This is a genomic window from Nocardia mexicana NBRC 108244, from assembly GCF_001613165.1.
Lineage (GTDB): Bacteria > Actinomycetota > Actinomycetes > Mycobacteriales > Mycobacteriaceae > Nocardia > Nocardia mexicana.
In genome coordinates this window covers 67093-91928 of the sequence record NZ_BDBV01000035.1, presented here as the reverse complement: position 1 = coordinate 91928, position 24836 = coordinate 67093, and the positions used below count along the sequence as shown (strand labels likewise).

Sequence of the window (24836 nt, the reverse complement as noted above, 5' to 3'; positions counted from 1 at the left end):
GGCGGCTACGACCTCAGGCGCCGGGGAATCCGGGCGGGAACGGCGACGGATAGTCCAGCTTGAACTTCGGCCCCGGCGGCAGGCCGCGCAGGATCGCGCTGAGCCAGGCAACCGCCGGCGGCCAGCCCGCCACCGCATTGGTGATGTGCTCGGGCACCGGCATGGTGTAGTACCGCAGATCCGCGCCGCGCTGCCAGTAGTCGTTCACCCCCGGCGTCACGATCGAGGCCGGGATGAGCTGGTCCCACACCCCGTTCCACCACAGCAGCGGGATATCGGGAATGTGTTTGCCGAGGCTCTGGCTCTTCAACACGCCTTGAATCGCGGGATCGTTCAGGCCCTGCGAGCCCGGCGCGTAGTAGTCGCTGATCGGCCGGTACATGCCGGTGAGCGCCGCGGAATAGACGCAGCGGCTGTTCAGGTCCGCGATGATCTGCTGCCCCTCGGCATTCAGCAACCGCTTCGGATCGAACTCCTCCGGGAATTCGCGCGCCAGCGCGGCCGCGCCGAGCCACATCGTGAAGCTGCTCATTCCGGTGACGCCGGGCCGCGACACGGTGGCGTAATCGGCGATGGCGGTGAGATCCGGTGGCGTGCCGCCGAATGCCGCGCCGAGAATCTTCACGTCGGGCGCGTAACTCTGGCGCAGTTCGGCCGCGCGGGCCGTGGCCGAACCGCCGCCGGAGAAGCCGTACATGCCGATACCGGAATCGGTGAGGCCCAGCGACGCGTCGTTCTTCATCGCGCGCAGGCTGTCGAGCACCATCTGGCCCTCGTCATAGGTGGCGAAGGTGTTGTACTTGCCGTCGAAGTCGGGAATGTTGAATGCGAAACCCTGCGCGATCCAATACTGCGCCAGCGCAATCTCTTTGAACGTGCCGACCTGCAGCGTATGCGATGGATTGCAGGAGGAATCGGTGGAGTCGATCGCCTCCTGGAAAGAGATCACCGGCCGCGGGCTGCCCACCCACGGGATGCCCGGAACGATGACCGTGGTGGCCGTCGCGATGGGATTGCCGTGCACGTCGTTGGACCGGAACAGCAGCTGCTTGCTGAATACCGGAACCGGGAGGCCCAGCAGCCTCGTCTGCACCACGCGACTGCGGATGATGTCGCCCGGCTGCAAATCCGCCAGATTCGCCGGATCGTCGTACCAGGGGTCGTTGTCCGGCGCCGGAATCGGCAGCGCGTCATAGATATCGGGCTCGCGCGGCAGCTGCGGCAGCTGATTCTGATCCGGCGGAAACGACGGCGGGAATGCGGGCTCGGCGAAAGCGGTCCCGCTACCGCCGACCACGCTCATCAGGACCGCCCCGGCCGCCGCCAGCGGTACCACTCGACGACGCAACGTTGTCATCATCGAAGACACTCTCCATTCGCCACCCGCATTCGGGCAGTTTGTCCAGCCGCGACCCCCGTAGCCGCTGAATGCACAGTACGGCCGCCGATCACCGGGCAGTATCGGCAGATATTCGACTTCCCCGGACCCGGTTTGTTCGAGTGCACAAAACGCCCGCACGCCGGGTAGCGCCGTCGGCGCGACTGCACTACTGTCCGCAGCGTCTGCTGGCGGGTGCGGCAAAGTCGACACGTTTCGGAGGTGCCCGGTGGATCGTCGAAGTTTCCTGCGAGTCAGCGTCGCCGGCGGTGCGGCCGCCGCCGCGTTCGGAGGTGCGTCCTGGCTGGACGCCTTCCGGGCCGGAGCCGCGGCCGGCGAATCGCCCTACGGCCCGCTGTCGGGCCCCGACGCCAACGGGGTGTCGCTGCCCGCGGGCTTCACCAGCCGGATCGTCGCGCGGTCGGGGCAGCCGGTGGAGCGGACGAACTACGTCTGGCACCCCGCACCGGACGGCGGCGCGTGCTTCGCCGACGGCCCGGGCTGGATCTACGTATCCAACAGCGAGGTCAGCGGCACCGGCGGCGTCGGCGCGATCAAATTCGGCGGGGACGGCGCGATCCTCGGGGCCCACCGCACCCTGTCGAACACCAATCTCAACTGCGCGGGCGGCGCCACACCGTGGAACACCTGGCTGTCGTGCGAGGAGCTGGAGGGCGGCGCGGTCTTCGAGACCGACCCGTGGGGCCTGCGCCCGGCGGTCCGCATGCCCGAGATGGGCCTGTTCACCCACGAGGCGTGCGCCGTGGACCCGGAACGCCGGGTCGTGTACATGACGGAGGACCGCCCCGACGGCCGCTTCTACCGATTCGTCCCCGCCGTGTGGCCCGCGCTGGTGGCCGGGCGGCTCGAGGTGCTCGTCGAGAACGACGGGGCCGTCAGCTGGCGCGAGATCCCCGACCGCGCAGGGGCTTCCGCGCCGACCCGCCGCCAGGTTCCGGAGTCGAAGGCCTTCAACGGCGGCGAGGGCTGCTACTACGCGGGCGGGACCTGCTGGTTCACCACCAAGGGCGACAACAGGGTCTGGGCGCTCGACGCCGCGAACAACCGGCTCTCGGTCGCCTACGACGGCGATGCGGAACTGTCGGGCGTGGACAACGTGACCGGTGCCGCCAACGGCGACCTCTTCGTCGCCGAGGACGGCGGCGATATGCAGATCTGCCTCATCGCGGGCGGCAACGTCGCCCCGTTCCTCCAGGTGGCCGACTCCGACGCCTCCGAAATCACCGGCCCCGCTTTCAATCCCGCGGGCAACCGCCTCTACTTCTCCTCACAGCGCGGCACCACGGGAAACAGCGCGGACGGCATCACCTACGAGATCACCGGCCCCTTCCGGCGCTGACGTTTCGGACACCGCGCCTCGGGTAGCGCGAGGACACGACAGTCAGCACGCGACACGAAGGAGCAGCGTCATGACACAGTCCACCGAATCAGGCCATGTCACCGGCACTCCGGACAAGGACTACAACCTGATCTGGTTCACCGAGGCCTGCCTGAGCAATGCGCTGCGGATGGAGAACTACGCCGCCGACGCCGAACGCTCCGGCGACCGCGAGCTGTCGGAGTTCTTCCGCCGCGCACAGGCCGAGAGCCGCAAGGGCGCCGAACAGGGCAAGGACCTTCTCCGCCAGCGGCTTTCGCGGTAGTCGCTCGCCGATGGCAAGCTCCACAACGGAAGACCCCGTCCCACGACGGGATGCTGTCGTGGGACGGAGGGAGGCTATTCACCGGCGGGATGGGGAACCAGGTCCTCGATCCGGCGGGCGCAGAATGCCGTGAGATCCATTTCGGGCGGTAGCCGCAGGCGGTGGGCCATGCGCAGCAGCGGGATGCTGAGTAGGACGGCCGCCAGGACCTCGTTGTACCGCAGGTTGCGGACCGGCAGGCCCGTGCGCCGCTCGTAGTACGAGACGGTCTCCTCGCGGGTGGGAGTGCCGGGAAGCCGTGCGTGGCCTTCGAATTCGCTGCACGCCCAGTCCAGGAACAGCAGCCAGGCCAGGTCGGCCTCGTGATCGCCGAGGTAGGCGATCTCCCAGTCCAGCACGCCGGTGACGCGGAAGTCGCTGTCGTAGAGGATGTTCGACATTCGCGCGTCGCCCCAGCACAGCGTGACGTGGTCGGGCTCGTAGGCGTTGGCGCGCAACCAGTCCACGCCGCGGCGCAGCGCGGGTGGCGGCTCCGGCGCGGCCCAGGACAATGCGGCCGCGAGATAGTCGGCGATCCGCCGCACCGGGCCCGCGCCGTCGCCGGGCAGCGTGAGGAACTCCAGATCCATTGCCCGCCAGTCGAGCCGGTGCACCTCGGCGATCACATCCACGCAGCCCCACCACATGCGGGCACGCTGTTCGGGCTCGGCGGCGTGATAGATCCCGGCGGTGTGATACGACGGGTAGTCGCTCGGCGCCTCGCCGGGCATGCGATCCATGACGTAGTACGGCCCGCCCGTCGTCTCACCCACCCGGTCGAGCCAGCGCACGGCGGGGACCGGGATCGTGGTGCCGGCCAGCCGCCGCATCACCAGCACCTGCCGCAGCAGGTCGTAATCGGGGAACAGCGCCACCTCCGGCGGACGCCGGAGCACCAGCGGCACCGTCGATTCCGGCGACTCCAGATCGAACAGGTAGGTCTCGGTGGCGAATCCGCGCGGGCTCGCCGACCAGTCCCGGATCGTGGCCCGTTCCGCACCGGGAATCCGCTGCCGCAGTACGGGTTCCACGGCAGACGGCAGCTGCTCCGCGGACAGTCGCGCGATCATCGATACCCCGCGTACCCGTAGCGGGCGTTGCGCCCGACGAACACCATCTCGACCAATCCGTGCCCGACCTTGCCGTCGCACTCGACCCGGCAGAACGTCTCGCTGAGCATGCTCACCGGCCGCAGTTCCTCGGTATCGCCGAGATCGACGGTGAATCCGTCGCCGTAGGACGGGCCCTTCCACATCCCCGACGCGTAGTCGCGGTAGCGGTCGTAACCCGCCAGGCCGGGCCAGAAGTCCGACACCGGGGTGATCGTCAGCTGCCGTGTGGTCCCGTCCGCCGCGTGGGCGCGGAACGAACCGCCGGATACGACGCGAAGGTCGTCGCGGAAGCGCAGATCGTGCTCGACGGTGTGGATCGGCACCGGCGGCGTCCCCGAATCGATCGGCGGCGCGACGGTGCCCTCGAAATGCCACCGCTGTCCGTCGGCGGTCTCGCGCTGCGCGAAATGCACCAGCTCGTCGTCGAATTCGAAGATGCCCATGAAGTACAGGACGCCGTCCGGAACGTCCGGCGGCTGCAGCCCCTCCCCCTCCGGCAGGCTGCCGCCGCCACCACCGTGGCGGGTGCCCCAGGAGTGGTCACGGCCGAACCACCAGGTGTCCGGGTCGATCTCGATGCGCTCGCCCTCGACCTCGAGCCATCCGGAGATGGTCCCGTTCTGGTAGTAGCGGCGCGCGTCCTCGCGCACCCTGCCGCGGCTGCGGAAGAAGGCGGGCTCCTGCTCGTAGGCGGGGAACCGGGCGTGGAAGTTCAGTTCCAGCCGCGGCCCGAAGTCGTTGTCGCCCAGCGTGGCCCGCACGTGACGCAGCGGTTCGACGATCTCGTAGCGGTACGGGCCCACCTGCCAGGCGCCCAGATCGGCGGGGCCACCGGCGATCTCGCTCGACAGCCGCACCACATGCGCCTTGCCCTCGACGGTCACCATCGCGTAGGCGTCGGTCACGTTGCGGTTGGGGTAGCGGGCCATGCCGGTCATCACGCTGACCGATCCGGCGGTGTCGAAGCCGTACAGCACTATTCGCTCGGTCCAGCGCAGATCACTCTGCAGCACATGGTCGAACGTGGTGGGCAGCTGATGGCAGAGCAGTTCGTCCTGGGGCGTCAACATGGACGGTCCTCTCGAAGTACGGGTGGAACGCGTTTCAAGGTAGGTTATTTGAATACGCTGTGTTGCGTATTTGAAAGAACTGCCAGCTAAGCTGGTCCCGCACCCGCACGACAGCATCGGAGAACTCGTGACCGAACCGGCCCTCGGGTCCGAACGGACCGCCCGCCCCGGGCGCCCGCGCGACCCGCAACTGGACGAGCAGGTGCTGCGCGCGACCCAGGAACTGCTCGTCGAGCAGGGCTATCAGGCCACCACGATCCAGGGCGTCGCCCGCCGCGCGGGCGTGGTCACGACGTCGATCTATCGCCGCTGGCCCGGCAAGCGCGAGCTCGTCGAGGACGCGGTCTTCGCCCTCGAGACCGGCGCCAACCCGCCCCCGACGGGCGACCTGCACGCCGACCTGCTGGCCTGGACGCGGCTGTTCGTCTCCGTCGCGAACCACCCCGCCGCGCGCTCGGCGATCCCCGGCCTGCTGTCGGCGTACCACGACGACCACGACAGCTACCGCCGCCTGATCAACCGCGGCGAGGAGCCCACCCGCGGCGCACTGCGCGAGACCATCGCCGCGGCCGCCCGCGCCGGCCGGGCGGACCCGGCCTGCGACGTCGACACGATCTTCGAATTCCTGCGCGGCGCAACCCTGATCCGCGCCCTCACCCGCGGCGACGAGAACGCAGACCAATTCTGCCAACGAACCGCCGACGCCCTGGTCCGCCTGGCCACCCCGCCAAACCCCTGACACCCCGCACCCCTAACCCGCCCCCGCACCTCCTAACTGGTTCTCGCACCCCAGGCTGACCCCCGCACGCCCTGCAGCACGTGCAAGAAGTGCGGGAATAGACAGGGGGTGCGAGAAGGCCGAGCCACCCTGTTATCCCCACACCACCCCGCTATCCCCGGCACACCACCCCCGGCATCCCGGCACACCACCCCCAGCATCCCGGCACGCTGCCCCCGTCATCCCGGCACGCTGCCCCAAGCATCCCGGCACGCTGCCCCCGTCATCCCCGGCATGCTTTTGGCCGGGGTCGCGGAATTCGGACGGTGAAACACATTGGGATGCACGGCATAATCGGTGTGGTGTTGCCGCCGTCGACTGTTCGCCTCGCCGCTGTCCACCGTGTTTCCCGTGCTCCCGAGCCCGCGGGACCGGCCCGGCAGGTGACGGCGGCGACCACGCTCAGACCTCTCTGACATGCGGGGCATTCGCGGTGCGGCGGTGGCGATCTGCGTTTGCCTGCTGGGCACGCAGCTGCTCGGCGGTGCGGCGGCAAGCGCCGACGGCGGTCCGGCGGGTGCGGATCTCGCGGTCGCACAATCCCTCGGCGACCGGGAGCTCACCGTGATCGTGCGCCGGGCCGAACCCGTGCCCGGCCCGCTGCGCGTCGATATCGTCACCCACGCCGGGACCGCCCCGGGCACGCTCGCGCTCAACGCGTTTCCCGTCGACCGGGCCGGTTCGGGCTCGTCGGCCACGGTGGATCTCACCGATCGTGCCGGTCCCCATCCGGCGAATCTGCGGGTGGATCACGCCGGACCGTGGGAGCTGACCGTCGGCGACGGCGAGCGGGTCGCGCGGATTCCGTTCCTCGTCGCGGCGCCGGTGATCACGCCGTGGGAGCGGGCCGCCTACGGCGGATTCGTCGCCGCGGGCGCGCTGCTGCTGGTCTCGGTGGGTACGGCGCTGATCTCGCGACGCGGGTGGCCGACGCTGCTGCCCGCGGGCGCGATGGTCGCGGCGCTGGCGGTCGGCGTCACCGGCGCCGTGCTGTCGGGCGGCGCCCCGGCGCCCCGGCCCGCGGGCAGCCTGCTCGATCCCACCTCGGACAGCATCGACGACCCGTATCCGGAGCGCGATCTGCCCACGACCACGAATTACTCACGCCCGCCGGCCAACCTGGCGCTGCATACGCCCGAGCCGGCGGATGCGAGCCGTCCGACCGAGCTGACGCTGTCGCTGATCGACAGTGCGACCGGGCGGCCCGTCGATGATCTGCTCGCGGTCGACGACGCGTTGATGCACCTGATGATCGTCGGGCCCGGCGGACAACTGTGGCACCGGCATCCGATCCGCACGGCGCCCGGCACGTATCAGCTCCGCCTGCACCTCCCCCAACCCGGCGACTACGCGGTCGCCGCCGAAATCGGCAGGCGCGGCGGCGGAGTGCAACTGCTGCGCTCGGCACTTCGCGTCGGTGGTGCACCCTCTGCGGCCGAAAACGCCTCTGGCACAGAGGCTCCTGGCCCGCAGCTACCCACGCAGACAGCCGACACAACCTCGAGGGTCGCCGATAACGACCACCTCGCCTCCCGCGCAAGGCACGAGTTCCCCAGCGCCGCAGACCCCTGGCTACACGGTGCCCATCGCACCCTCCCTCACCGCAACCGAACTGATCGCGGGTGCTCCGAGCACCCTCACCGCGCACTACGGCGGACCGGCGGATCTGCAGCCGTGGCTGGGCATGGCGGGCCACCTCATCGCCGTCGGCCCGCTGCCGGAGGGGCCGCCCGCCGGAACCTCCGCCGTCACCGCGCCCGTCTGGGCACACGCGCACGCCATGCCGCCGATGCTGGGCCCGGGTGCGCAGGCGCCCGACGAGACCGTCGCGGCCTACGGCCCGGACGTCGCGTTCACCTACACCTTCCCGCTGCCCGGCCGGTATCTCGTCTGGGCACAGGCCGAGCGCGGTTACTCGGTGATGACCGTCCCCGCCGTCGTCGACGTGAAAGCCGAGGTGCCGCAATGACAAGCGCTCCGCGTGCGGCCGATATCGCCGCGCAGACGAACCCGCCCGACGGCGGCGAAACGCATCCCACAAAGTTGCGCCGCCGGACCGGAGGCGCGCGATGAACCGGCGCGATGTGCTCGTCTTCGTGGCGTTCGCCGCCGTCATCGCCGCGCTCGCGGCATGGCTGTGGTGGCCGGACGACAGCGACGAGCAGCCATCGCGAATCCCGGCCGGCCCCTACCTCGTTCAGCTCACCGGCCCCCTGCGCGTGGGCGCCAACACGATCGAGTTCGACATCACCGACCGCCAGGAGAATCCCGCCGCGCCGACCCGGGTGCTGGTCGAGCCCGCCATGCCGCAGATGGGTCATGCCCTACCCCCGGCCCCGGCCGAGGCCACCGCGCCGGGCCACTATCGCGCCGCCGTGGACCTGCCCATGTCCGGGCAGTGGGAGATCACCGTCGATGTGTCGGGCCCGCCGGGAACCGGCACCGCCACCTTCTCCGTCGGTGCGACGTGATCACCGCACGGCCTGAACATCGAGAGAAATCAGGAGCAGCCCAATGGATTTGACCGCCTCACCACCGGCCGTCGCCGCCACCACGGCCGACCGCACCGGCGCCGTCCGGCCCTGGGTGCCCGCATCGATCCTGTTGCTCGCCGCCTTGACCTGGGCCGTCGGCGCCACCTGGGATATCCAGTGGCACAGCGACGTCGGCCCCGACACCTTCTTCACCGTGCCGCACCTGTTCATCTACGCCAGCGCGGCCATCTCCGGATTCACCGGTCTCACAGTCATTCTCGCCACCACCTCCGCCGGTCGGCGCGGCAACGCCGTGGATCCGGCGCTCGGCGGCCCGGGCATCGGCGTCTTCGGCCGCACCTTCACGGCGCCGCTCGGCTACCTGGTCACCAGCCTGGGCGCGGCATCGTTCCTGCTGTACGGGCTGTGGGATCTGTGGTGGCACACCCTCTACGGCTTCGACGCGGTGATCGACTCGCCGCCGCACATCGGGCTGTTCCTGTCCAGCACCGTCACCTCGGTGGGCACGGTGATCGTGTTCGCCGCCGCGCGCGACCAGCTGTGGGGATGGCTCGGCGCCCTGCTCTGCCTCGGACACCTGGTGACCTCGAGCGTGATCACGGCGCTGGCCGTTCAGCAGCTGTCCACCGGAACCGTCCGGTGGACCACCGCGGTCACCGCCTTCATCGTCGTGATGCTGGTGCTGACCGGGGCCGGGTTCCGGCGTTGGGGCGCAACGATCGTGGCCGCTACCGCGGCGGCGATGCAGGGGGTGTTCTGGTGGTTCGCACCGTGGGCCGCGCAGGCCTACGCGGATGCGGTGGGCCTGCCGATGCGTGAGAACAACGAGATCATTCCGTCCACCCCGGCCCTGATCCCGCTGTGCCTGCTCCCCGTCGGTGTCGTGGTCGACCTGCTGCTGCGGCGTACCGGCAGCGACTCGCGGCTCGTCCCCGCGCTGGCCGGGGGGCTCGGCGGCCTGATCATCGCGGTCTGCGCGCCATGGCAGAGCGTCCTCATCTACGACCGGGGCCTGCCCGCCGCGACCGTCATCGTTGCCACCGCCGTCGCCGGTGGCGTGCTCGGCGCCGCCGGTGGATTCCTGGGTTGGCGGTTCGGCGCCATGCTGCGCCTCGCCGCACCGGAAGGAGCACGCGCGTGATCACCAGAGCGCTGTCCGCGGCCGCCACGCTGCTCATCGTCCTCGGCCTCACGACCATCCCCGCGGGTACCGCCGCCGCGTACGAACCGGTCAACATCGCACACACCGAACGCGTGCAGGCCGGGCCCTACGGCATCACCGTCGGTTTCAGCGAATGGCCGCTGCACGCGCTGCAATCGCTGGACTTCACCTTCCTGCCCGACGGTGGTATCGACGGCAAGTCCGGCAATCTCGTGGAGACCCAGCCCAACGGGCGCACCTACCGGCCCGAGCCGCTGTCCCGGCATCCCCGCAAGCGCGAGGTCTGGGGCCTCGACGTCAGATCCCTCGACCAGGAAGGCAATTGGACCTTCCGCTTCGAGATCGACGGCCCCCAGGGGCACGGCGTCGGCGAGTTGCGCGACCTCGCAGTACTCGAGCAGCCCGGCCCGCCACTGTCGCTGAGCTGGGCGCTCAGCGCACTCCCCCTGGTCGGGCTCGTCGGCTTCCTGGGCTATGTATGGCGCCGTACGCGGCGAAGTGACCGGGAGCCGGTCGCGACGGCGTGATCCCGGCCAAAAGCATGCCGGGAAATGAACAGGGTCGGCATGCCGGGAAATGAACAGGTCAGCACGCCGGGGAATGTAAGGGTCGGCACGCCGGGAAATGCAAGGGTCGGCACGCTGGAGACCGGTGAGACCAATATGTCTTGGCGCTCACCTCATTTCCGGCGTGCTTTGGGCCGGAATCTACGCTTCCACCGATGCCCGCAGATGGGCCAGCTCGCGCCGACAGGTCCAGGCCAGCAATGGGGAAACGAGGCGCAGGCCGAATTCGCCCACCCATCCCAGCGGCGGCTGCAGGCGTTCGCGCCAGGTGAGCCTGGTCCGCCCGTCGGGCAGTGATGTCAGGTGGATGTCGCCGCGGCCCTCGACCCACCCCAGGTGGGCGAGGCCGAGGTGGCCGCTGCCCGAACCGTCCGGCGGCTGCCAGACATCCGTGCGGAACCGGTCCCCCGTGCGCACGCATCCCACGCCGACCGTGGCCTCGACGATCACGCCGACCCCCGTGTGCTGAGTGGAGACAACCTGGAACTCGGCCGCTTCCAGCACCCAGTCCCGCGGTCGTTCCCAGTCCACGACCTGCTCCCACACCTTCGGCGGCGGAGCGGCGATATCGGCACTCACCGCCACCATCACAGTTCGCATACGACACCCCGGGCGCTCTCGCGACGGTCAGGTCACATCCGCATCGTAACGTACACGTTCTGCCACAAGCGTTTTCGAGCTTGCGGGCACGATGCTGCCGAGTCAGCGCCCAGGACCGGTCTGTGCGGTCACAAATCGAGTCGTCACGGCAGCTATTGCCACGCGCTGTCGATTCATGTCCGCGCAGGCCGGTTCACTCCACCCCGACCACACTCTCCAGATAGGCCATTGCCGCGGCACCGTCGTCGGCGAAGTACACCAGCTCGTCCAGGGGAATCGGCAGGAATCCCTCGGCGTCCATCCGCTCGAATTGCTGCCGCAGCCCGTCGTAGAACCCGGCGGTGTTCAGCAGAACGACCGGCTTGCGGTGCAGCCCATGCTTTTTCAGCTCCAGAATGTCGGTGGCCTCGTCCAGGGTTCCCGTGCCGCCGACCATCACGACCACCCCGTCGGCCCGGGCCAGCAACTGCGCCTTCCGCTCGGCCAGATCGGCCGCGACGATCATCTCGTCGGCGTTCGCCCGAGCCTTGTTGGCCAGGAATTCCACGGACACCCCCACCAACCGGCCGCGACTGTCCTGCACCGCGTCGGCCACCACCTTCATCAGCCCGACGTCCGAGCCGCCCCAGATCAGCGTGTGCCCGCCCTTGCCGATCAGTTCCGCGAACTCGCGGGCGGGGCCGGTGTAGCGCTCGTCGAGATCGGCGGCCGACAGAAAGACACAGATATTCATCCGGCCACTGTAGTTGCGCATTCGTTAACCAGGAGTACGCTCCTGAGTGAGCGCGCTCATTCTCAAATCGAGAGCGGGAGGTGTCGGATGGCTGCGCCACCTCGCGCATCCCACCTCGTTCGGCGTGAAAATACCATGCAGGACAAGCATTCTTGCATCTTGGACGTCGCAGCTGCGCTCTTCGCCGAACGAGGTTTCGACCCACGAGATCCCCAGGCCGCACATGTTGCTGTCGTGATGCTGTTCCGCTACGCCGCCTACAAGGTCGAGCTGCTGCCGATGGTCTACAACGAGGACTTCCGCGCGGCGCTGGAGCTGCGCGAGCACAGATCACGGCTGATCGACGATCCGTTCCCCACAAGCGCAGCCACCCGTACTCCCGTTCCCCACAGGCGCAGCCACCCCGAATTCCCGATCCCCACAAGCGCAGCCACCCCGAATTCCCGATCCCCACAAGCGCAGCCACCCCGAATTCCCGATCCCCACAAGCGCAGCCACCCCGAATTCCCGATCCCCACAAGCGCAGCCACCCCGAATTCCCGATCACCACAAGCGCAGCCACCCGTATTCCCGATCACCACAGGCGCAGCACCCCGTATTCCCGATCCCCACAGGCGCAGCCACCCCGTATTCCCGAACGTAGAGAGGGAGCACATGTACTACAGCAGTGGCAATTACGAGGCCTTCGCCCGCCCCCGCAAGCCCGCGGGGGTCGATGACAAGACGGCCTGGTTCGTCGGCGCGGGTCTCGCCTCGCTGTCGGGGGCGGCGTTCCTCATCCGCGACGGGCGGATGCCGGGCAACAAGATCACGATCCTGGAGGAGCTGCGGATCCCCGGCGGTGCGCTGGACGGGATCCGGGAACCGAAGAAGGGCTTCGTGATTCGCGGCGGCCGCGAGATGGAGAACCATTTCGAATGCCTGTGGGACCTGTTTCGCTCGGTGCCCTCCCTGGAGATCGACGACGCCAGCGTCCTGGACGAATTCTATTGGCTCAACAAGGACGATCCGAACTCGTCGCTGCAGCGCGCCACGGTGAAGCGCGGGCAGGACGCCCACACCGACGGCCTGTTCACCCTGACCGACCGGGCGCAGAAGGACATCACCAAGGTATTCCTCGCCACCCGCGGGGAGATGGAGAACAAGCGCATCAACGAGGTCTTCGGAAAAGACTTCCTGGACAGCAACTTCTGGATGTACTGGCGGACCATGTTCGCCTTCGAGGAGTGGCACAGCGCGCTGGAGATGAAGCTGTACCTGCACCGCTTCATCCACCACATCGGCGGACTTCCCGACTTCACGGCGCTGAAGTTCACCAAGTACAACCAGTACGAATCGCTGGTGCTGCCGCTGTACACCTGGCTGCTCGACCAGGGCGTGAAGTTCAAGTTCGACACCACCGTTACCGATATCGATTTCGAGATCACCCCGGAACGCAAGCAGGCCACCAGGATCCATTGGGTCTCGACCGGCGCGGAGGGCGGCGTGGACCTGGGCCCGGACGATCTGGTGTTCACCACCATCGGCTCGCTCACCGAGAACTCCGACGAGGGTGACCACCACACCGCCGCGAAGTTGAACGAAGGCCCCGCGCCCGCATGGGATCTGTGGCGGCGCATCGCGGCCAAGGATCCGGCGTTCGGCCGACCCGACGTGTTCGGCGGGCACATCCCCGAGACCAAGTGGGAATCGGCGACGGTCACGACGCTGGATCAGCGTATCCCCGAATACATTCAGAAGATCTGCAAGCGAGATCCGTTCAGCGGCAAGGTCGTCACCGGCGGCATCGTGACGGTGCGCGATTCGAAATGGCTGATGAGCTGGACGGTGAACCGGCAGCCGCATTTCAAGCAGCAGCCGAAGGATCAGATCGTGGTGTGGGTGTACTCGCTGTTCGTGGACGTGCCCGGGGACTACGTCCGGAAGCCGATGCAGGAGTGCACCGGCGAGGAGATCACTCAGGAATGGCTGTACCACCTGGGCGTTCCGGAGGCCGACATCCCCGAGCTCGCCGCGAGCGCCGCCAAGTGCGTGCCGGTCATGATGCCCTACATCACGGCATTCTTCATGCCGCGCCAGGCCGGTGACCGCCCCGACATCGTGCCCCGGGGCGGGGTGAACTTCGCCTTCATCGGCCAGTTCGCCGAGACCACCCGCGACTGCATCTTCACCACCGAGTACTCCGTCCGCACCGGCATGGAGGCCGCCTACCGGCTGCTCGGCATCGAGCGCGGCGTGCCGGAGGTCTTCAACTCGACCTACGACATCCGCAAGCTGCTCGCGGCGACGAGCCGGCTGCGCGACGGCAAGGAGGTGCGGCTCCCCGGCCCGGAGATCCTGCGACGCAAGCTGCTCGAGAAGCTGGACGCCACCGAAATCGGGGAGCTGCTCACGGAATTCGGGCTGGTGGGCGACCACTGAGGCGCGGCACCTACTTCACCCCGATCGGCTTGCCGAAGAACGACGCGAAGGTCTCACCGAAGGTGGAGGCCAACAGTTGGAAGCCGTTGGGGTCCAACGCAAGCCAGCCCGCGTCACCGGTGCTGCAGCCCTGCTGGGCCGGAACACCGTCGAGCCGATCGCGCATCCACAGCAGCGCCGGGGCGACACCGGAGATCTCCGTCGCCACGTGCTCGGCGAAATGCTCACGCGTGTATTGCACAGTGGCAGAGGGGCTTTGGCAGTAGGTATCCACCAGCGTGTTCACCTGCCCGACCGGGATGACCTCATCCGGGTTGCCCTGCCAGATGTACATCGGCATGTCCGGCACCGACTTGCCCATCCGGGTCTTGTCGAGCACGTCGACTACCGCCGGGTGCTGCATCGGATCCCCGGCGGTCCGCAGCATGCCCTTCAGGTTCAGGAACGGGAAGCTCGACAGGTACTGCACGCACAGCCCGCTCTGCACGGTCGTCACCGCCTTGCCGAGCAGGTCCATGTTCTCGTCGAGGAACTTGGCGAAATCCGGGTACTCGCGTGAGATCCCCTGCACGGCACCCAGTATCAGCCCGGCGGTGGCCTGGCCGTTGGCCACGTTCAGCGTCACACCCAGATCCGCCGGTACCCCGCCCTCGGCGGCACCGACGATATCGAGCTCCGGCGCGTAGCTCTGTTTCAGCTCCGCCGCATGTCCGGTGGCGATCGCCCCGCCGGAGTACCCGTACAGGCCGATCCGCGCGTCCTGCGTGATCCGCATCGGGTCGAAATTGCGTGCGGCGCGGACCCCGTCGAGGGTGATCCGGCCCGCCAGCGGCCCGGCGGCATACGCCTGGTTCGGGCCCTGGTGGTCGGGGATGACCACGCCCCAGCCCTGCTGCACCGCGCCCTGGGCGATGACGAATTCGGCCGGTGCGACGACCTGCCCGACGAACGAACCCACCGACCACTGCTGCACCGCGTACGACGGAGAACAGTACTGCGCCAGGGAGTCCGCCGCGATCTGCATCGACAGCACCTTGTCGGGCGCGGAGCCCCGCGGCTTCAGCACGGTCGTCACCGCGGCGATGGGCTCGTCGCGGCTGTTGTTGGAGCGGTAGGACAGCTGCCAGGCGTCGACATTCACCGGGATGAGCCCGAAATTGGCGACATTCACCTGCCGCGCCGCGATGATCTCCCCCGGCGCCTTCGCCGCCACCACCTCGGCGGGCGGGTGATAGAACGCGGGGTCCAGCTCGGGCGGCATCGGCAGCGCGGCCGCGGGCTGCACCGGAACGGCCGCGGGCTCCGGCGGCTGGGCGGCCACCGTTCCCGATGCGAACAACAGGGCCGTCGCCGCGACCACGACCTGCAGGGCCGCCACCGCGCCGGTGCGCCTCCTCGTCACTGTCAACACTGACACCTCTCCAACAATGTGAAACCCCCGAGTCTCACAGATGAAGAGACTATGACACAGGCGTGATCTGCATCGCAACCCTCCCCCACGGGATGCCCGGCTCACATCGCGACATCGACCGGGAGGGTACGGGGAGCGTGTCCCGATCCCGGCCATGACCGGCCGGAACCCCGGATGCCGCCGACCGCTGAGATACCGTGGCCGGGTGACCACAGCGGAGAGACAGTACGGCGGCCGCGCCGTCACGGAGCGGAAAGCCGAACGGCGGCAACGCTTCGTCGACGCGGCGATACGGATCTTCGCCGAACGCGGTTACGCGAACTGCTCGCTGGCCGACGTCTGCACGGCCGCCGGACTGTCGAAGCGCCAGTTCTACGAGATCTTCCAGACCCGCGAGGACGTGCTGGTCGCCGCCTACGACCACATCCACGACGAGGCGGGCGAGGCCATCACCCAGGCGCTGGCCACGGTGCCGCCGGGCACGACCATCGAGGACGTGATCGAGGTGGTGCTGACCGCGTTCCTGGACTCGGTCGGCTCCGATCACCATCGCGCCAAGGTCGCGTTCATCGAGGTCGTCGGCGTCAGCGACCGGATGGAGGAGCATCGCCGCGAGCGCCGGGGCACGTGGACCCGCACGCTGGAGACCATCGTCTCCTCGGTCGCCGGGCCCGGGGCGCGCATCGCGGGCGGTACGACCTGGGGAGCCAGCGCCCTCATCGGCGCCATCAACGCCATGGCGCACGAGTGGCTGCTGTCGGATCCCCGGCCGCCGATCAGCGATCTGATGCAGGCGCTCGGCCCCGTCGCCGCCGCGCTGGTCGTCACCGAGTAGCCGCTCGCGCGACACCGGACGCGCACCGGCACGGAGCCGAACGCCGGCTATCGCGGCCCGTGTTGCAGACCGAGGACCGCCGCCGCAACCTGGCCGCCGGTGTCGAGGATCGCCCGGAACACATCCACGGGTACCGGTTTTCCGTTGCACCACAGCACATTACAGCCGGTCGAGGCGTACGGACCGACACCGAGCAGGATCGCCGCGGCGTTGAGCGGGTCGGCCAGTTTCGCCAGATCGTCGAGGTTGCGGATCGACAGGGGCGGGCTCGGGAGCGTGTACGGATTCACGTACGGCTCGGCAGGTAAATCGGTGACCGCGGCGGTGATTCGGTGATACAGCTCCTTCGTGTCCGGATTACCGGAACCGGTGACCATCGAGATCGGGTTCTTGGTGTCGAGGCGCGTGGGGACGCCGAGGCGGACGATGACCATGTCCCGGCTGGGCACCACGGTCACGAATTGGCCGAGCGCGCCCTCGAACGAATACATGTCCCGCGGCGATCCGGGGAACTGTGGATTGTCGTGCCGCAGCGATCTGGGAGCCTCGACACCCATATAGGTGTCGCTCGAGTTGAGCCAGGTCAGGAATCCGTAGCCGGGGTTCGCATCGCTGCCCGTGCGGGCCTGCCCGATGTAGTCGGGGTCGATGAGTTGCGTTCCGCCCCAGGCACCTTCGTGCAACATCAGCTGCCCCAGTCGGCCCAGGTCGTCCGGCCGCATGGCGAGGCCGCCGTTGACGGCCGTATTGCCGCTGCGATCCCGCAGCCAGATCCAGTTCTCGCGCGCGATACCCAAGGGCTGCAGCAGTTCCCGCTGCGCGAAGTCCGGGAAGTCCGTCCCGGTGGTGCGCTCGATGATCTTCGGCAGCAGGGCGAGGACGTTCTGGGCGTACTGGAACGTCGTGCCCGGCGGGTACTCGGCGGGCTGGGCCAGGGTCTGCAGCACGGAATCGGTGTAGAGGCCCGACACGTCGGCTGGCCAGCTGAAATGCAGGCCGGTCGTCTGGTTCAGCACCTGGCGGACCGTCAGCCCGGCATGGGCGGAATCCGCCTGGGGGAAGAACTTTCCGAGCGGATCGTCGAGTCCGAAGTACCCCAGGGTGACCGCGCGGCCGACCACCGCGGAGGCCACCCCCTTCGTCGCACTGGCCAGCGGCAGCGGCACGTTCCCGGTCGGCGTGCGATCGCCGACGAGGCAGCCGTGCCGATAGACCTGGATCGCGACACCGCCTGTGCGCGTCCCGAATTCCAGTGCGGCATGCGTCGCGGCAGGGTCCATTCCGACCTCGGCGGGATCGGCGCCCCGGAACGCCGCACCGGCCGCGGGTTCCGCGCACGCGGCCTCGGGTCCGGGATCGGCCGCCGCGAGCGGTGCGGCGAAGGGCAGCACGGACAGCGCCGCGGCGGCCAGGAGGGTGTTGCGGATCGGCATCAGGGATCTTCCTGTCTCGGTATCGAAAAACACCGGGCTGCAGTCGGATTCATGGCAGGGCGTCGGCAAGCGCGTTGCGTTCGACGCTGAAGTAGGTCTTGTCCGAGCGCAGCAACCAGTCGGGTCCGACGAAGAATCGCGCCGCGGTCTCGTCACCGAATGCCACGTACTTCAGCCAGGCGAGCGCGGTGCCGGACGACAGGTACGCGTCGACCCCGTCGATCGGGCTGGCGTGACTCACGCCGCGGGCGTTGGCAATCCAGGCCGGGGCGTTGTGGGTCAGGTTGTACTGCCACCACCGCACCCAGGCGAAGTCCGGCACGATGAAATCGTTGTAGCCGGTGAGGAACAGGGTCGGAACGGTGAGCGCGGGCCCGGCCGCCAGTGGGCCGGGTTCGATGGCCAGGGTCCCGGCCACGCGAAGGTCCGGGTCTATGGCCTGGGCGACTCCCGGCACGACGGAGGCCGCCTGCAGCGCCGCCTGCCCACCGCCCGAATGGCCCGCGAAAATGGTTCGACCCAGGTCGATCTTGTTGTGCAGCACCGAATTCGGGTCACGATCGGCCAGCACGGCGACCGCCAGCCCCATCGCGGGCACATGCAGCAGCGAGTTCTCGTGGTCGTACGGGATCACCACCACGAACCCGTGGCCGACCCACTGGCGGGCCAGCGCGTCGTACATGCCCGCGTTGGCATTGGCGCCGGGCATCATGACGATCAACGGCGCGTCCGGCATATCGGCGATATCGGCCGGATAGTAGGTATTGACCCCGATCGGCGACTCCAACCCGTACGGAAACGCCTGGGTGCAGGTCGGATCGTCGCGATTGCCCAGGATGTGGGCGCCGATGTGCATGACCATGCCGAACACCGATTCCGTGCACGGGTTGGTGCGCACCGCCGTCGCCACCGGATGCGGTCCGGTTTCGCCGAAGACGCTCCGGGCGGTGACGCCGGGCATCAGGTCGTCGGCCCGCGCAGTGGGCGCGGTCGACGTATTCGCCAGTAGCGCAAGCGCAGTCGCCGTTACGACCGCGAACGCGCGCAGCGTCGTGCTCATCCTCATCGATGAGTCTCCCCTCGGTACCGCGACCCGTCACGAGAAAAAAGTGAGACGGGTCAGTCTCGCAATGGAGCGAGGTTAGCGAAATGTGGCTCGGGACACAAGCAACGGCAATGAATCAAGACAGCGCCCCGCCCGCATCGAATCCCCCGATTCCCGGACAGCGACCACCGCGCGCACATATGCTGCAACACGTTCTAACCGCAAGGGGGTGGAGAACGTGTCACTGTGGACACGCGCCGCTGGATCGGCGCTCGCAGCCGTACTGATCGCCGTGCTGGCGCCCGCCGGAGCCAGTGCCGGAACGACCACTTTTACCGAGATAGGCACGGTTTCGGTGCCGCGCGCCGAATGTGGTCCAGGCTCGATGCCGGAGGCGGGCCTGCAGGGCGACGTCCCCGCCGAGGATCGCAGCAGCGGCCGCAGCAGGCAGGGCTACCGGTGCAACATGTTTCAGGTTGGCGGCCTGCAGGAGCAGGGCGGCGGCGTCCTCTCGGTCACCTTCGAGCACTGCTCCTACACCAGCACGTTCTTCCCGGGGAACCTGCTCGACGCGGCGGCGCCGGGCGTGCACGTGCTCGACGTCTCCGATCCCGCCCGCCCGGTGCGCACGGCCTCGCTGAACGAGCCGGCGATGCTCGGCGGCACGTGGGAGTCGCTGAAGGTCAACAAGGAGCGAAAGCTGCTGGCCGCCACCGCGGTTCCGGTGGCCATGGGCACCGCCTACTTCTCGGTGTACGACATCTCCGACTGCGCCCATCCGCGGCTGCTCAATCGCGGGCCGGGCACCGACCTGACGATGCCGCTGCCGTTCCTGTCGCACGAGGGCGGCTTCTCGCCGGACGGCAACACCTACTGGGCCTCCGGCGTCGGGCCGGGCGTGCTCAGCGCGATCGATATCCGCGATCCCGCCAACCCGCGCATCATCTGGCAGAGCCTGCAGGCCCTGACCGACCACGGCTTCGGCATCAGCCCGGACGGCAATCGGATGTACCTGTCGATCCAGTCCGGCATCAATATCCTCGATATCGGCGCGATTCAACGCCGCGACCCGTATCCGGTGGTGCCGCAGCTGGCCACCTATCTGTGGGCCGACGGGCTGTTCAATCAGCACAGCGTGCCGGTGAGTTACGGCGGCACGCCCTATATCTTCACGCCCGACGAGGCGAGCTCCGGCGGCGTCAAACTGATCGACGTCTCCGATCCGCGGCGGGCCGAGATCGTGCGCACGCTCAAGCTCGAGGTGCAGCTGCCCGGCAATATCGACGACCAATGGCGTTCGGCCATGGGCGGTTCCGCGTACTCCTACGATTCGCACTACTGCGCGGCCGACCGGCAGACCGATCCGACCGCCCTGGCCTGCTCGTGGGGGCAGGCCGGGATCAGGGTGTTCGACGTGCGCGATATCGACGATATTCACGAGATCGCCTACTACAACCCGCCCGCACAGACCGGCAAAAACGCTCTGCAACTGCCGAATTCACCGCATGCGGTCGCCTCGACCCTGGGCGTGCCGGTCTTCGGCCTGATCCCGCTGCTGCGCGACAGCATCGCGGGCCGAGTCGACCCGGGCACGCTGTTCGGGCCGCGGTTCGGGCAGCTGGCATTCGGCGACCTGTCGGCCGACTGGTGCCTGTCGCCGCCGGAGTTCCGCGGCAACCAGATCTGGACCTCGTGCTCGGACAACGGGTTCATGGCACTGGAGCTGAGCGACAACGTGTATTCCCCACCCGCGGACCAGGACTCGACCGTTGGCTCGTAGGGCACGCATCATTCGCGGAACGGCCTGGTCCGCAGCAGTTGTCGCGATCGCACTGATCGCTTTCGGCGCCGGGCGCTGGACGGGCCCCGCACCGGAGGGGCCCGGCGTCCGGCTGTCGGCCGTCGACATCGGATTCGCCCAGGACATGTCCGCCCATCACGATCAGGCAATCCTGCTGTCGCACACGCTGTCTCGCGAGGTGATACCGCAGATACGCGCCCAGGCCGATCAGATCGCCGCCGCCCAGACGGCCGAAATCGCCATGATGCGGGGCTGGCTGGTGCTGGCCGAGGAGCCCCTGGCCTCCGACGGCTCGATGGCCTGGATGCAGCACGGCGGGCAGCACGGCGGCGCGCATCCGCACGGCGGGCCGCCGATGCCGGGCATGGCGAGCACCGATGAGCTCGCCCGCCTGGCGGGGCTGCGCGGAACCGATGCGGAGAGGCTGTTTCTCCAGTTGATGATTCGGCATCACCGCGGCGGCGTGGATATGGCGCAGGCGGCCTACGACCGCAGCCGTACCGGCGCCGTCCGCCGTGCCGCGATCGAATTCGTCCGGCAGCAGAACAGCGAGATCAGCCTCATGACCGCCCTGCTCGCGGCCCGCGGCGCCGACGCGCTGCCCTACCCGTGAGCAACCGAGGGGTCCCGCGATGCGGGAAACTGGAACGATGTCCACCGACGACGGCCGCTCAGATCCACCCGTGACCAGCGCCTCGATCCTCGCGCTCACGATCGCGCGAAAGGTCGAGGCCGAGCTCGCCGCCGCCCTCGCGCCGCTGGACCTCACCGTCAGCCGACTCGGGCTGCTCGGCCATATCTCGGGTGTTCCCGGGGCCTCGTTCAGCGATCTGGCGCGCATGTCGAGCATCAGCGTGCAGAGCGTGCACACCGCGGTGAAGGCGCTGGTGAACGCGGGACTGGTGCGCGACCGTACGGCCCGGGCCGGATCGGCGTCGACGATCGAACTCACGCCGAAGGGCGCGCGGCTGCTGCGGTCGGCCAGGGAGGCGATCGCCGAGGTGGACGCGAAGCTGTTCGGGCCCGAATCCGACCCGATTCTGCAGCGGGCAGGCAAGGCCCTGGTCGACGCGTTCACCGGAGAAACCCCTTCCTGACCTTTCCTTTTCGATGACGGGGTGACCTTACGCACAACCTTCAACTTCATTGAAGCTCAATGCTAAGCTTCAGCCACCCTGAAAGGTGGAGGAGTTCATGGAGCTTGTGCTGTTGTCGATCCACGTGCTGGCGGGCATCGTCTTCGTCGGCGGTTCCGCCGTCGCCGCGAGCCTGTTTCCGCGCTATGCCCCGGTGGCCGTCGCGGCCGATGCGGCCCCGTCTCCGGAGCCGATACGCGCGGAACGCAGCCCGGCGGTGGCCGCGGCACTGCACCGAATCACTCGCGGCTACGCGATCCCGGCACTCATCGTGCCCGCCGTCGGCATCGTCCTGGCGGCCGTCCAGGGGCGGATGGGCGAAATCTGGATCTCCGCGGCCATGATCCTCACGGCCGTCGCGGGCGCCCTGCTCGTCCAGATCGCCCCGATGCAACGGGAGGCGCTCGACCATCCCGACGACGGCGGCCGCCTGCGCACCCTGACCATGCTCGCCGGAATCTACAACCTGCTGTGGGCGGTGGTCGTGGTCCTCATGATCGTCCGCCCGGGCGCCCACTGAACAAATCCGAGGAGACTCGAATGTCTGTATCCCGCCGCACAATCGTCGGTGCCGGACTCGCCGGGGGCGCCCTGGCGCTGACCGGATTCCCGGCCGCAGCGGACGGCGATCCGCTCGCCCTGCCCGCGACTCCCCTTGCCGCCGAGGCACATCGGCTGATCACCGCCGAACAGCAACCGTACCTGCGCAACCACTCCATCCGCGGCTACCTGTTCGGCCTGGCCGTCGCGGGCGCTCAGGGCCTGCGCCCGGGCACGGATTTCGACGACGAAAACATGTTCCTCATCTGCGCCCTGCACGACATGGGTTTGACCGAAACCGCCAACGGAGACCAGAGATTCGAGGTCGACGGCGCCGACTACGCGGCGCGGTTCCTGGAGGACCACGGCGTGCGCGACGACCGGGTCGACGTGATCTGGGATGCCATCGCCGCGCACACCACCGGTCTCAGCAGCTCACCGGTATACCGCCGGCGCCGTCCCGCCGAGATCTGGATTGCGGTGGAGGGCATCGGAATCGACATCGGAGCAAGCCCCGACGACCTCCCGCCGGGCTACGCCGACCGCGTACACGCGGCCTACCCGCGCCTGGGCGGCGCCCGCGCACTGTCGAACGACGTCGAGGCACAGGCCGTCGCCAAACCGCAGAAGGCCGTACCGGGCTCGCTGGCCGCCGAGATCGTCCGCCAACGACATCCGCACCTGGTGCCGTCCTGGGAACAGATCCTGTCCACCAGCGGCTGGAACGACTGAGCGGGGCCTCAGCTCGGCAGGCGGCCCAGTAGCCAGCTGCCGACGCCGTCCGGATCGTCGTCGAAGTAGTAGTCGTGGATGGCGGTCAGCAGGTCGTCGGTGCCGATCTGGCCGTCGCCGTCGGTGTCGAGGCGGCGATGGATCTCGCGAGCGTCGGCCTCGGGCAGATGCATCAGCGCGCCGGTCCAGCGGACGTGTTCTTCGGCGTCGAGCCTGCCGCTGCCGTCGGTGTCGGCGATCGCGACGATCGTCTCCAGGAACGGGCGATATCCCTGTTCGAACGTTTCCTCGGTCACCAGCAGGCCGTCGGCGAAGGCCCGCTGGTATTCGTGCAGATCGATCGTGCCGTCGCCGGTGGTGTCGGCCGCCTGCGCCAGCAGCTCCCACAGGCCGAGGCTCAGCTCCAGCAGCCGCTTCCGGTCGGGCGAGTCGGCGCCCAAGCCGCACTCGTCGGCCAGCGCCGTCGCCGATGTCGCGAAATCCGCGCGCTCTATCCGGCCGTCACCGTCGAAATCGAAAGTCTGGAAACGTCGCTCGAGCTTGCGCCGCAGAAAATTGCCGATCTCCATTGCCACCCTCGTCTCATATCGAGTCCAGCAGAGAACGCCGAGCCCCCGGCGCCGACCTCATCCTATCGGCGAAACGTCCAGCAGCGCAGGTGATTCAGTCCCGGATGCGCGGCCTCGTCGGACGTGGCACCGACTCAGGCGCTCCGCTCCCGGACCGTCGAGTGCTCGGCGAAGCGTTCGCCGAGGAACTCGAAGGCCCTGGGGGCGAAGGAGAAGGCGCCGCCGACGTGTTCGCGGTTCGGCATGGTGAGGAAGGTGGCGTCGACGCCGAGGGCGCGCCAATCGCGGTAGAGCCGGGTCATCTGCTCGAACGGGACGATCTGCTCCTTCGTGCCGCCCGCCAGCAGTACCGGCGTGACGGGAGCCATTGCGCCCAAACGGTTCTCGCGCAGGCGCGCCAGCACCTCCGGCACCTCCAGGGGCGAGCGGCGCACGTAGCGGGCCGATCTTGTCGGCAGCAGCATGCCGCCGCCGATGCCCAGCGCCGCGCCCGGAACGACGTGGGTGCGGCGCAGGATCCCGGCCAGCGCGCGGCCCACGGGATTCAGCAGTGACAGCACGTCGAGCTCCGGGTAGGCGGCATCGATGCCGAGCACCGCGTAGAACAGCAGGAAGGCGAAGCGGCCGCCGTCGTGATGCTCGAACATCCCCTCCAGGTCGGCGGGCGCGGAGCCGACCGCACCGCCGTCCAGTGGGAGATCGGGGGCATAGCCGGGCTGCAGCTGCAGGGCCCAGCCCGCGGCGCAGCCGCCCTCGGAGTAGCCGAAGATGCCCAGTGGCCCATCGGGTTCCAGGCCCGCCTCGGGCAGCTGCCGCGCGGCCCGCATGCTGTCGAGCACGGCGGGGCCCAGCGCGCGGCCCATCACGTAGGGATGCGAGCCGGGAGTGCCCAGCCCGGGGTAGTCGCTGACCGCGACCGCCCAACCTCGCCGCAGCGCCCGCGTCAGGAACAGCGACTCGTATTCGAGGCCGCGGCGGAACTGCCACGAGGCGGCCGAGATATTCGCGAGCCCCTGGGTCCCGACGGCATAGCCGACCAGCGGACGCGGTCCGTCGGAATAGGGCGTCGACGGCACCAGGACCGTCCCGGTCACCTCCGTCGGTGCACCGTGGGCCGTGGTGGTGCTGTAGCGAACCCACCATGCGCGCGCCGGGAGTCGCAGTCCCGGAAGCAGATACGCCCGCATGGGACGGGCCTCCAGCAATCGGCCCGGCCGGGCGTCGGCGATGGCCGCGATCGGCCCCTGGCTCAGATGTGCGGTCACCGTTGACCCGCCTTCCACCTCGGGGTAGCCGACCGTGCCGACCGAACCCAC

The 24836-nt window shown here is 68.8% G+C and carries 26 protein-coding genes and 1 pseudogene; 15 read left to right on the top strand and 12 right to left on the bottom strand.

Going from position 1 to position 24836, the window contains the following annotated elements:
• Nucleotides 1–13: 13 nt before the first annotated feature.
• Nucleotides 14–1357 carry a lipase family protein gene (locus NM1_RS14550; RefSeq protein WP_068019680.1) on the bottom strand — a complete coding sequence of 448 codons (1344 nt, stop codon included), beginning with the start codon at nt 1355–1357 and terminating at the stop codon, nt 14–16.
• Between the two features lie 250 nt (nt 1358–1607).
• Between NM1_RS14550 and NM1_RS14545 the strand changes: the two genes are divergently transcribed.
• Together NM1_RS14545 and NM1_RS14540 are read left to right on the top strand one after the other, a co-directional pair.
• Nucleotides 1608–2738 carry an alkaline phosphatase PhoX gene (locus NM1_RS14545; protein ID WP_068019678.1) on the top strand — a complete coding sequence of 377 codons (1131 nt, stop codon included), beginning with the start codon at nt 1608–1610 and terminating at the stop codon, nt 2736–2738.
• A gap of 70 nt (nt 2739–2808) precedes the next feature.
• Nucleotides 2809–3042 carry a hypothetical protein gene (locus tag NM1_RS14540; protein WP_068019676.1) on the top strand — a complete coding sequence of 78 codons (234 nt, stop codon included), beginning with the start codon at nt 2809–2811 and terminating at the stop codon, nt 3040–3042.
• Between the two features lie 74 nt (nt 3043–3116).
• Here the strand turns inward: NM1_RS14540 and NM1_RS14535 are convergent, their stop codons facing one another.
• Complete coding sequence (locus NM1_RS14535; RefSeq protein WP_114699736.1) at nt 3117–4151, bottom strand: phosphotransferase family protein; 1035 nt, start codon at nt 4149–4151, stop codon at nt 3117–3119.
• A complete protein-coding gene (locus tag NM1_RS14530) occupies nt 4148–5263 on the bottom strand; it encodes an Rv3169 family protein (RefSeq protein ID WP_068019674.1) in 1116 nt (371 codons plus the stop codon). The genes NM1_RS14535 and NM1_RS14530 overlap by 4 nt, the downstream gene beginning before the upstream one ends.
• Before the next feature lie 127 nt (nt 5264–5390).
• Between NM1_RS14530 and NM1_RS14525 the strand changes: the two genes are divergently transcribed.
• The gene (locus NM1_RS14525; RefSeq protein WP_068019672.1) at nt 5391–6002 is read left to right on the top strand and encodes a TetR/AcrR family transcriptional regulator; all 612 of its coding nucleotides are present in this window, start codon (nt 5391–5393) and stop codon (nt 6000–6002) included.
• A 441-nt stretch (nt 6003–6443) separates the two neighbouring features.
• On the opposite strand, the gene NM1_RS14520 is transcribed toward NM1_RS14525, so the two are convergent.
• A complete protein-coding gene (locus NM1_RS14520) occupies nt 6444–6770 on the bottom strand; it encodes a hypothetical protein (RefSeq protein WP_157123914.1) in 327 nt (108 codons plus the stop codon).
• Between the two features lie 122 nt (nt 6771–6892).
• On the bottom strand, nt 6893–7129 hold the full coding sequence (locus tag NM1_RS14515; RefSeq protein WP_147289072.1) for a hypothetical protein: 237 nt from the start codon (nt 7127–7129) through the stop codon (nt 6893–6895).
• Here NM1_RS14515 and NM1_RS44820 point away from each other — a divergent pair.
• The 5 genes and pseudogenes from NM1_RS44820 to NM1_RS14490 all read left to right on the top strand — a co-directional run.
• Nucleotides 7029–7352: pseudogene (locus tag NM1_RS44820) on the top strand (hypothetical protein); the annotation flags it as partial. The gene NM1_RS14515 and the pseudogene NM1_RS44820 sit on opposite strands and share 101 nt — an antisense overlap.
• Before the next feature lie 268 nt (nt 7353–7620).
• A complete protein-coding gene (locus tag NM1_RS14505) occupies nt 7621–8010 on the top strand; it encodes a DUF8832 domain-containing protein (RefSeq protein WP_068019665.1) in 390 nt (129 codons plus the stop codon).
• A gap of 100 nt (nt 8011–8110) precedes the next feature.
• On the top strand, nt 8111–8512 hold the full coding sequence (locus NM1_RS14500; protein ID WP_068019664.1) for a FixH family protein: 402 nt from the start codon (nt 8111–8113) through the stop codon (nt 8510–8512).
• Between the two features lie 43 nt (nt 8513–8555).
• Nucleotides 8556–9677, top strand: coding sequence for a hypothetical protein (locus tag NM1_RS14495; RefSeq protein ID WP_068019662.1), 1122 nt, complete (start codon nt 8556–8558; stop codon nt 9675–9677).
• Nucleotides 9677–10225 (top strand): hypothetical protein, encoded by a 549-nt coding sequence (locus NM1_RS14490; RefSeq protein ID WP_373864042.1) that lies wholly within the window; start codon nt 9677–9679, stop codon nt 10223–10225. The genes NM1_RS14495 and NM1_RS14490 overlap by 1 nt, the downstream gene beginning before the upstream one ends.
• Nucleotides 10226–10405: 180 nt before the next feature.
• Here NM1_RS14490 and NM1_RS14485 read toward each other — a convergent pair whose 3' ends face one another.
• Together NM1_RS14485 and NM1_RS14480 are read right to left on the bottom strand one after the other, a co-directional pair.
• Nucleotides 10406–10864, bottom strand: coding sequence for an SRPBCC family protein (locus NM1_RS14485; protein WP_084519616.1), 459 nt, complete (start codon nt 10862–10864; stop codon nt 10406–10408).
• A 193-nt stretch (nt 10865–11057) separates the two neighbouring features.
• Nucleotides 11058–11597 (bottom strand): LOG family protein, encoded by a 540-nt coding sequence (locus tag NM1_RS14480; protein WP_068019656.1) that lies wholly within the window; start codon nt 11595–11597, stop codon nt 11058–11060.
• Between the two features lie 654 nt (nt 11598–12251).
• Here NM1_RS14480 and NM1_RS14470 point away from each other — a divergent pair.
• A complete protein-coding gene (locus NM1_RS14470; RefSeq protein ID WP_068019652.1) occupies nt 12252–14018 on the top strand; it encodes an oleate hydratase in 1767 nt (588 codons plus the stop codon).
• 10 nt (nt 14019–14028) lie between these two features.
• Here the strand turns inward: NM1_RS14470 and NM1_RS14465 are convergent, their stop codons facing one another.
• The gene (locus tag NM1_RS14465; protein ID WP_425454316.1) at nt 14029–15435 is read right to left on the bottom strand and encodes a lipase family protein; all 1407 of its coding nucleotides are present in this window, start codon (nt 15433–15435) and stop codon (nt 14029–14031) included.
• Between the two features lie 199 nt (nt 15436–15634).
• On the opposite strand from NM1_RS14465, the gene NM1_RS14460 reads away from it, so the two are divergent.
• Nucleotides 15635–16264, top strand: a complete 630-nt coding sequence (locus NM1_RS14460; protein WP_068019649.1) for a TetR/AcrR family transcriptional regulator — start codon at nt 15635–15637, stop codon at nt 16262–16264.
• Between the two features lie 47 nt (nt 16265–16311).
• Here the strand turns inward: NM1_RS14460 and NM1_RS14455 are convergent, their stop codons facing one another.
• Both NM1_RS14455 and NM1_RS14450 read right to left on the bottom strand, forming a co-directional pair.
• Entirely contained in the window at nt 16312–17697 is a 1386-nt protein-coding gene (locus NM1_RS14455; RefSeq protein WP_068019647.1) for a serine hydrolase domain-containing protein, read from the bottom strand.
• A gap of 49 nt (nt 17698–17746) precedes the next feature.
• Nucleotides 17747–18763 carry a poly(ethylene terephthalate) hydrolase family protein gene (locus NM1_RS14450; RefSeq protein WP_147289071.1) on the bottom strand — a complete coding sequence of 339 codons (1017 nt, stop codon included), beginning with the start codon at nt 18761–18763 and terminating at the stop codon, nt 17747–17749.
• 217 nt (nt 18764–18980) lie between these two features.
• On the opposite strand from NM1_RS14450, the gene NM1_RS14445 reads away from it, so the two are divergent.
• The 5 genes from NM1_RS14445 to NM1_RS14425 all read left to right on the top strand — a co-directional run bounded on the left by NM1_RS14445 (nt 18981) and on the right by NM1_RS14425 (nt 22951).
• A complete protein-coding gene (locus tag NM1_RS14445) occupies nt 18981–20522 on the top strand; it encodes an LVIVD repeat-containing protein (RefSeq protein ID WP_373864039.1) in 1542 nt (513 codons plus the stop codon).
• A complete protein-coding gene (locus tag NM1_RS14440; RefSeq protein WP_246011554.1) occupies nt 20512–21156 on the top strand; it encodes a DUF305 domain-containing protein in 645 nt (214 codons plus the stop codon). Before NM1_RS14445 ends, NM1_RS14440 begins: the two co-directional genes overlap by 11 nt.
• A 37-nt stretch (nt 21157–21193) precedes the next feature.
• Entirely contained in the window at nt 21194–21640 is a 447-nt protein-coding gene (locus NM1_RS14435) for a MarR family winged helix-turn-helix transcriptional regulator (protein ID WP_068019639.1), read from the top strand.
• Nucleotides 21641–21737: 97 nt separating this feature from the next.
• The gene (locus tag NM1_RS14430; protein ID WP_068019800.1) at nt 21738–22199 is read left to right on the top strand and encodes a hypothetical protein; all 462 of its coding nucleotides are present in this window, start codon (nt 21738–21740) and stop codon (nt 22197–22199) included.
• 20 nt (nt 22200–22219) lie between these two features.
• Entirely contained in the window at nt 22220–22951 is a 732-nt protein-coding gene (locus tag NM1_RS14425; protein WP_068019636.1) for an HD domain-containing protein, read from the top strand.
• An 8-nt stretch (nt 22952–22959) separates the two neighbouring features.
• Here NM1_RS14425 and NM1_RS14420 read toward each other — a convergent pair whose 3' ends face one another.
• Both NM1_RS14420 and NM1_RS14415 read right to left on the bottom strand, forming a co-directional pair.
• On the bottom strand, nt 22960–23520 hold the full coding sequence (locus tag NM1_RS14420) for an EF-hand domain-containing protein (protein ID WP_068019633.1): 561 nt from the start codon (nt 23518–23520) through the stop codon (nt 22960–22962).
• Between the two features lie 134 nt (nt 23521–23654).
• A complete protein-coding gene (locus NM1_RS14415) occupies nt 23655–24785 on the bottom strand; it encodes a lipase family protein (protein ID WP_246011553.1) in 1131 nt (376 codons plus the stop codon).
• Nucleotides 24786–24836 lie beyond the last annotated feature (51 nt).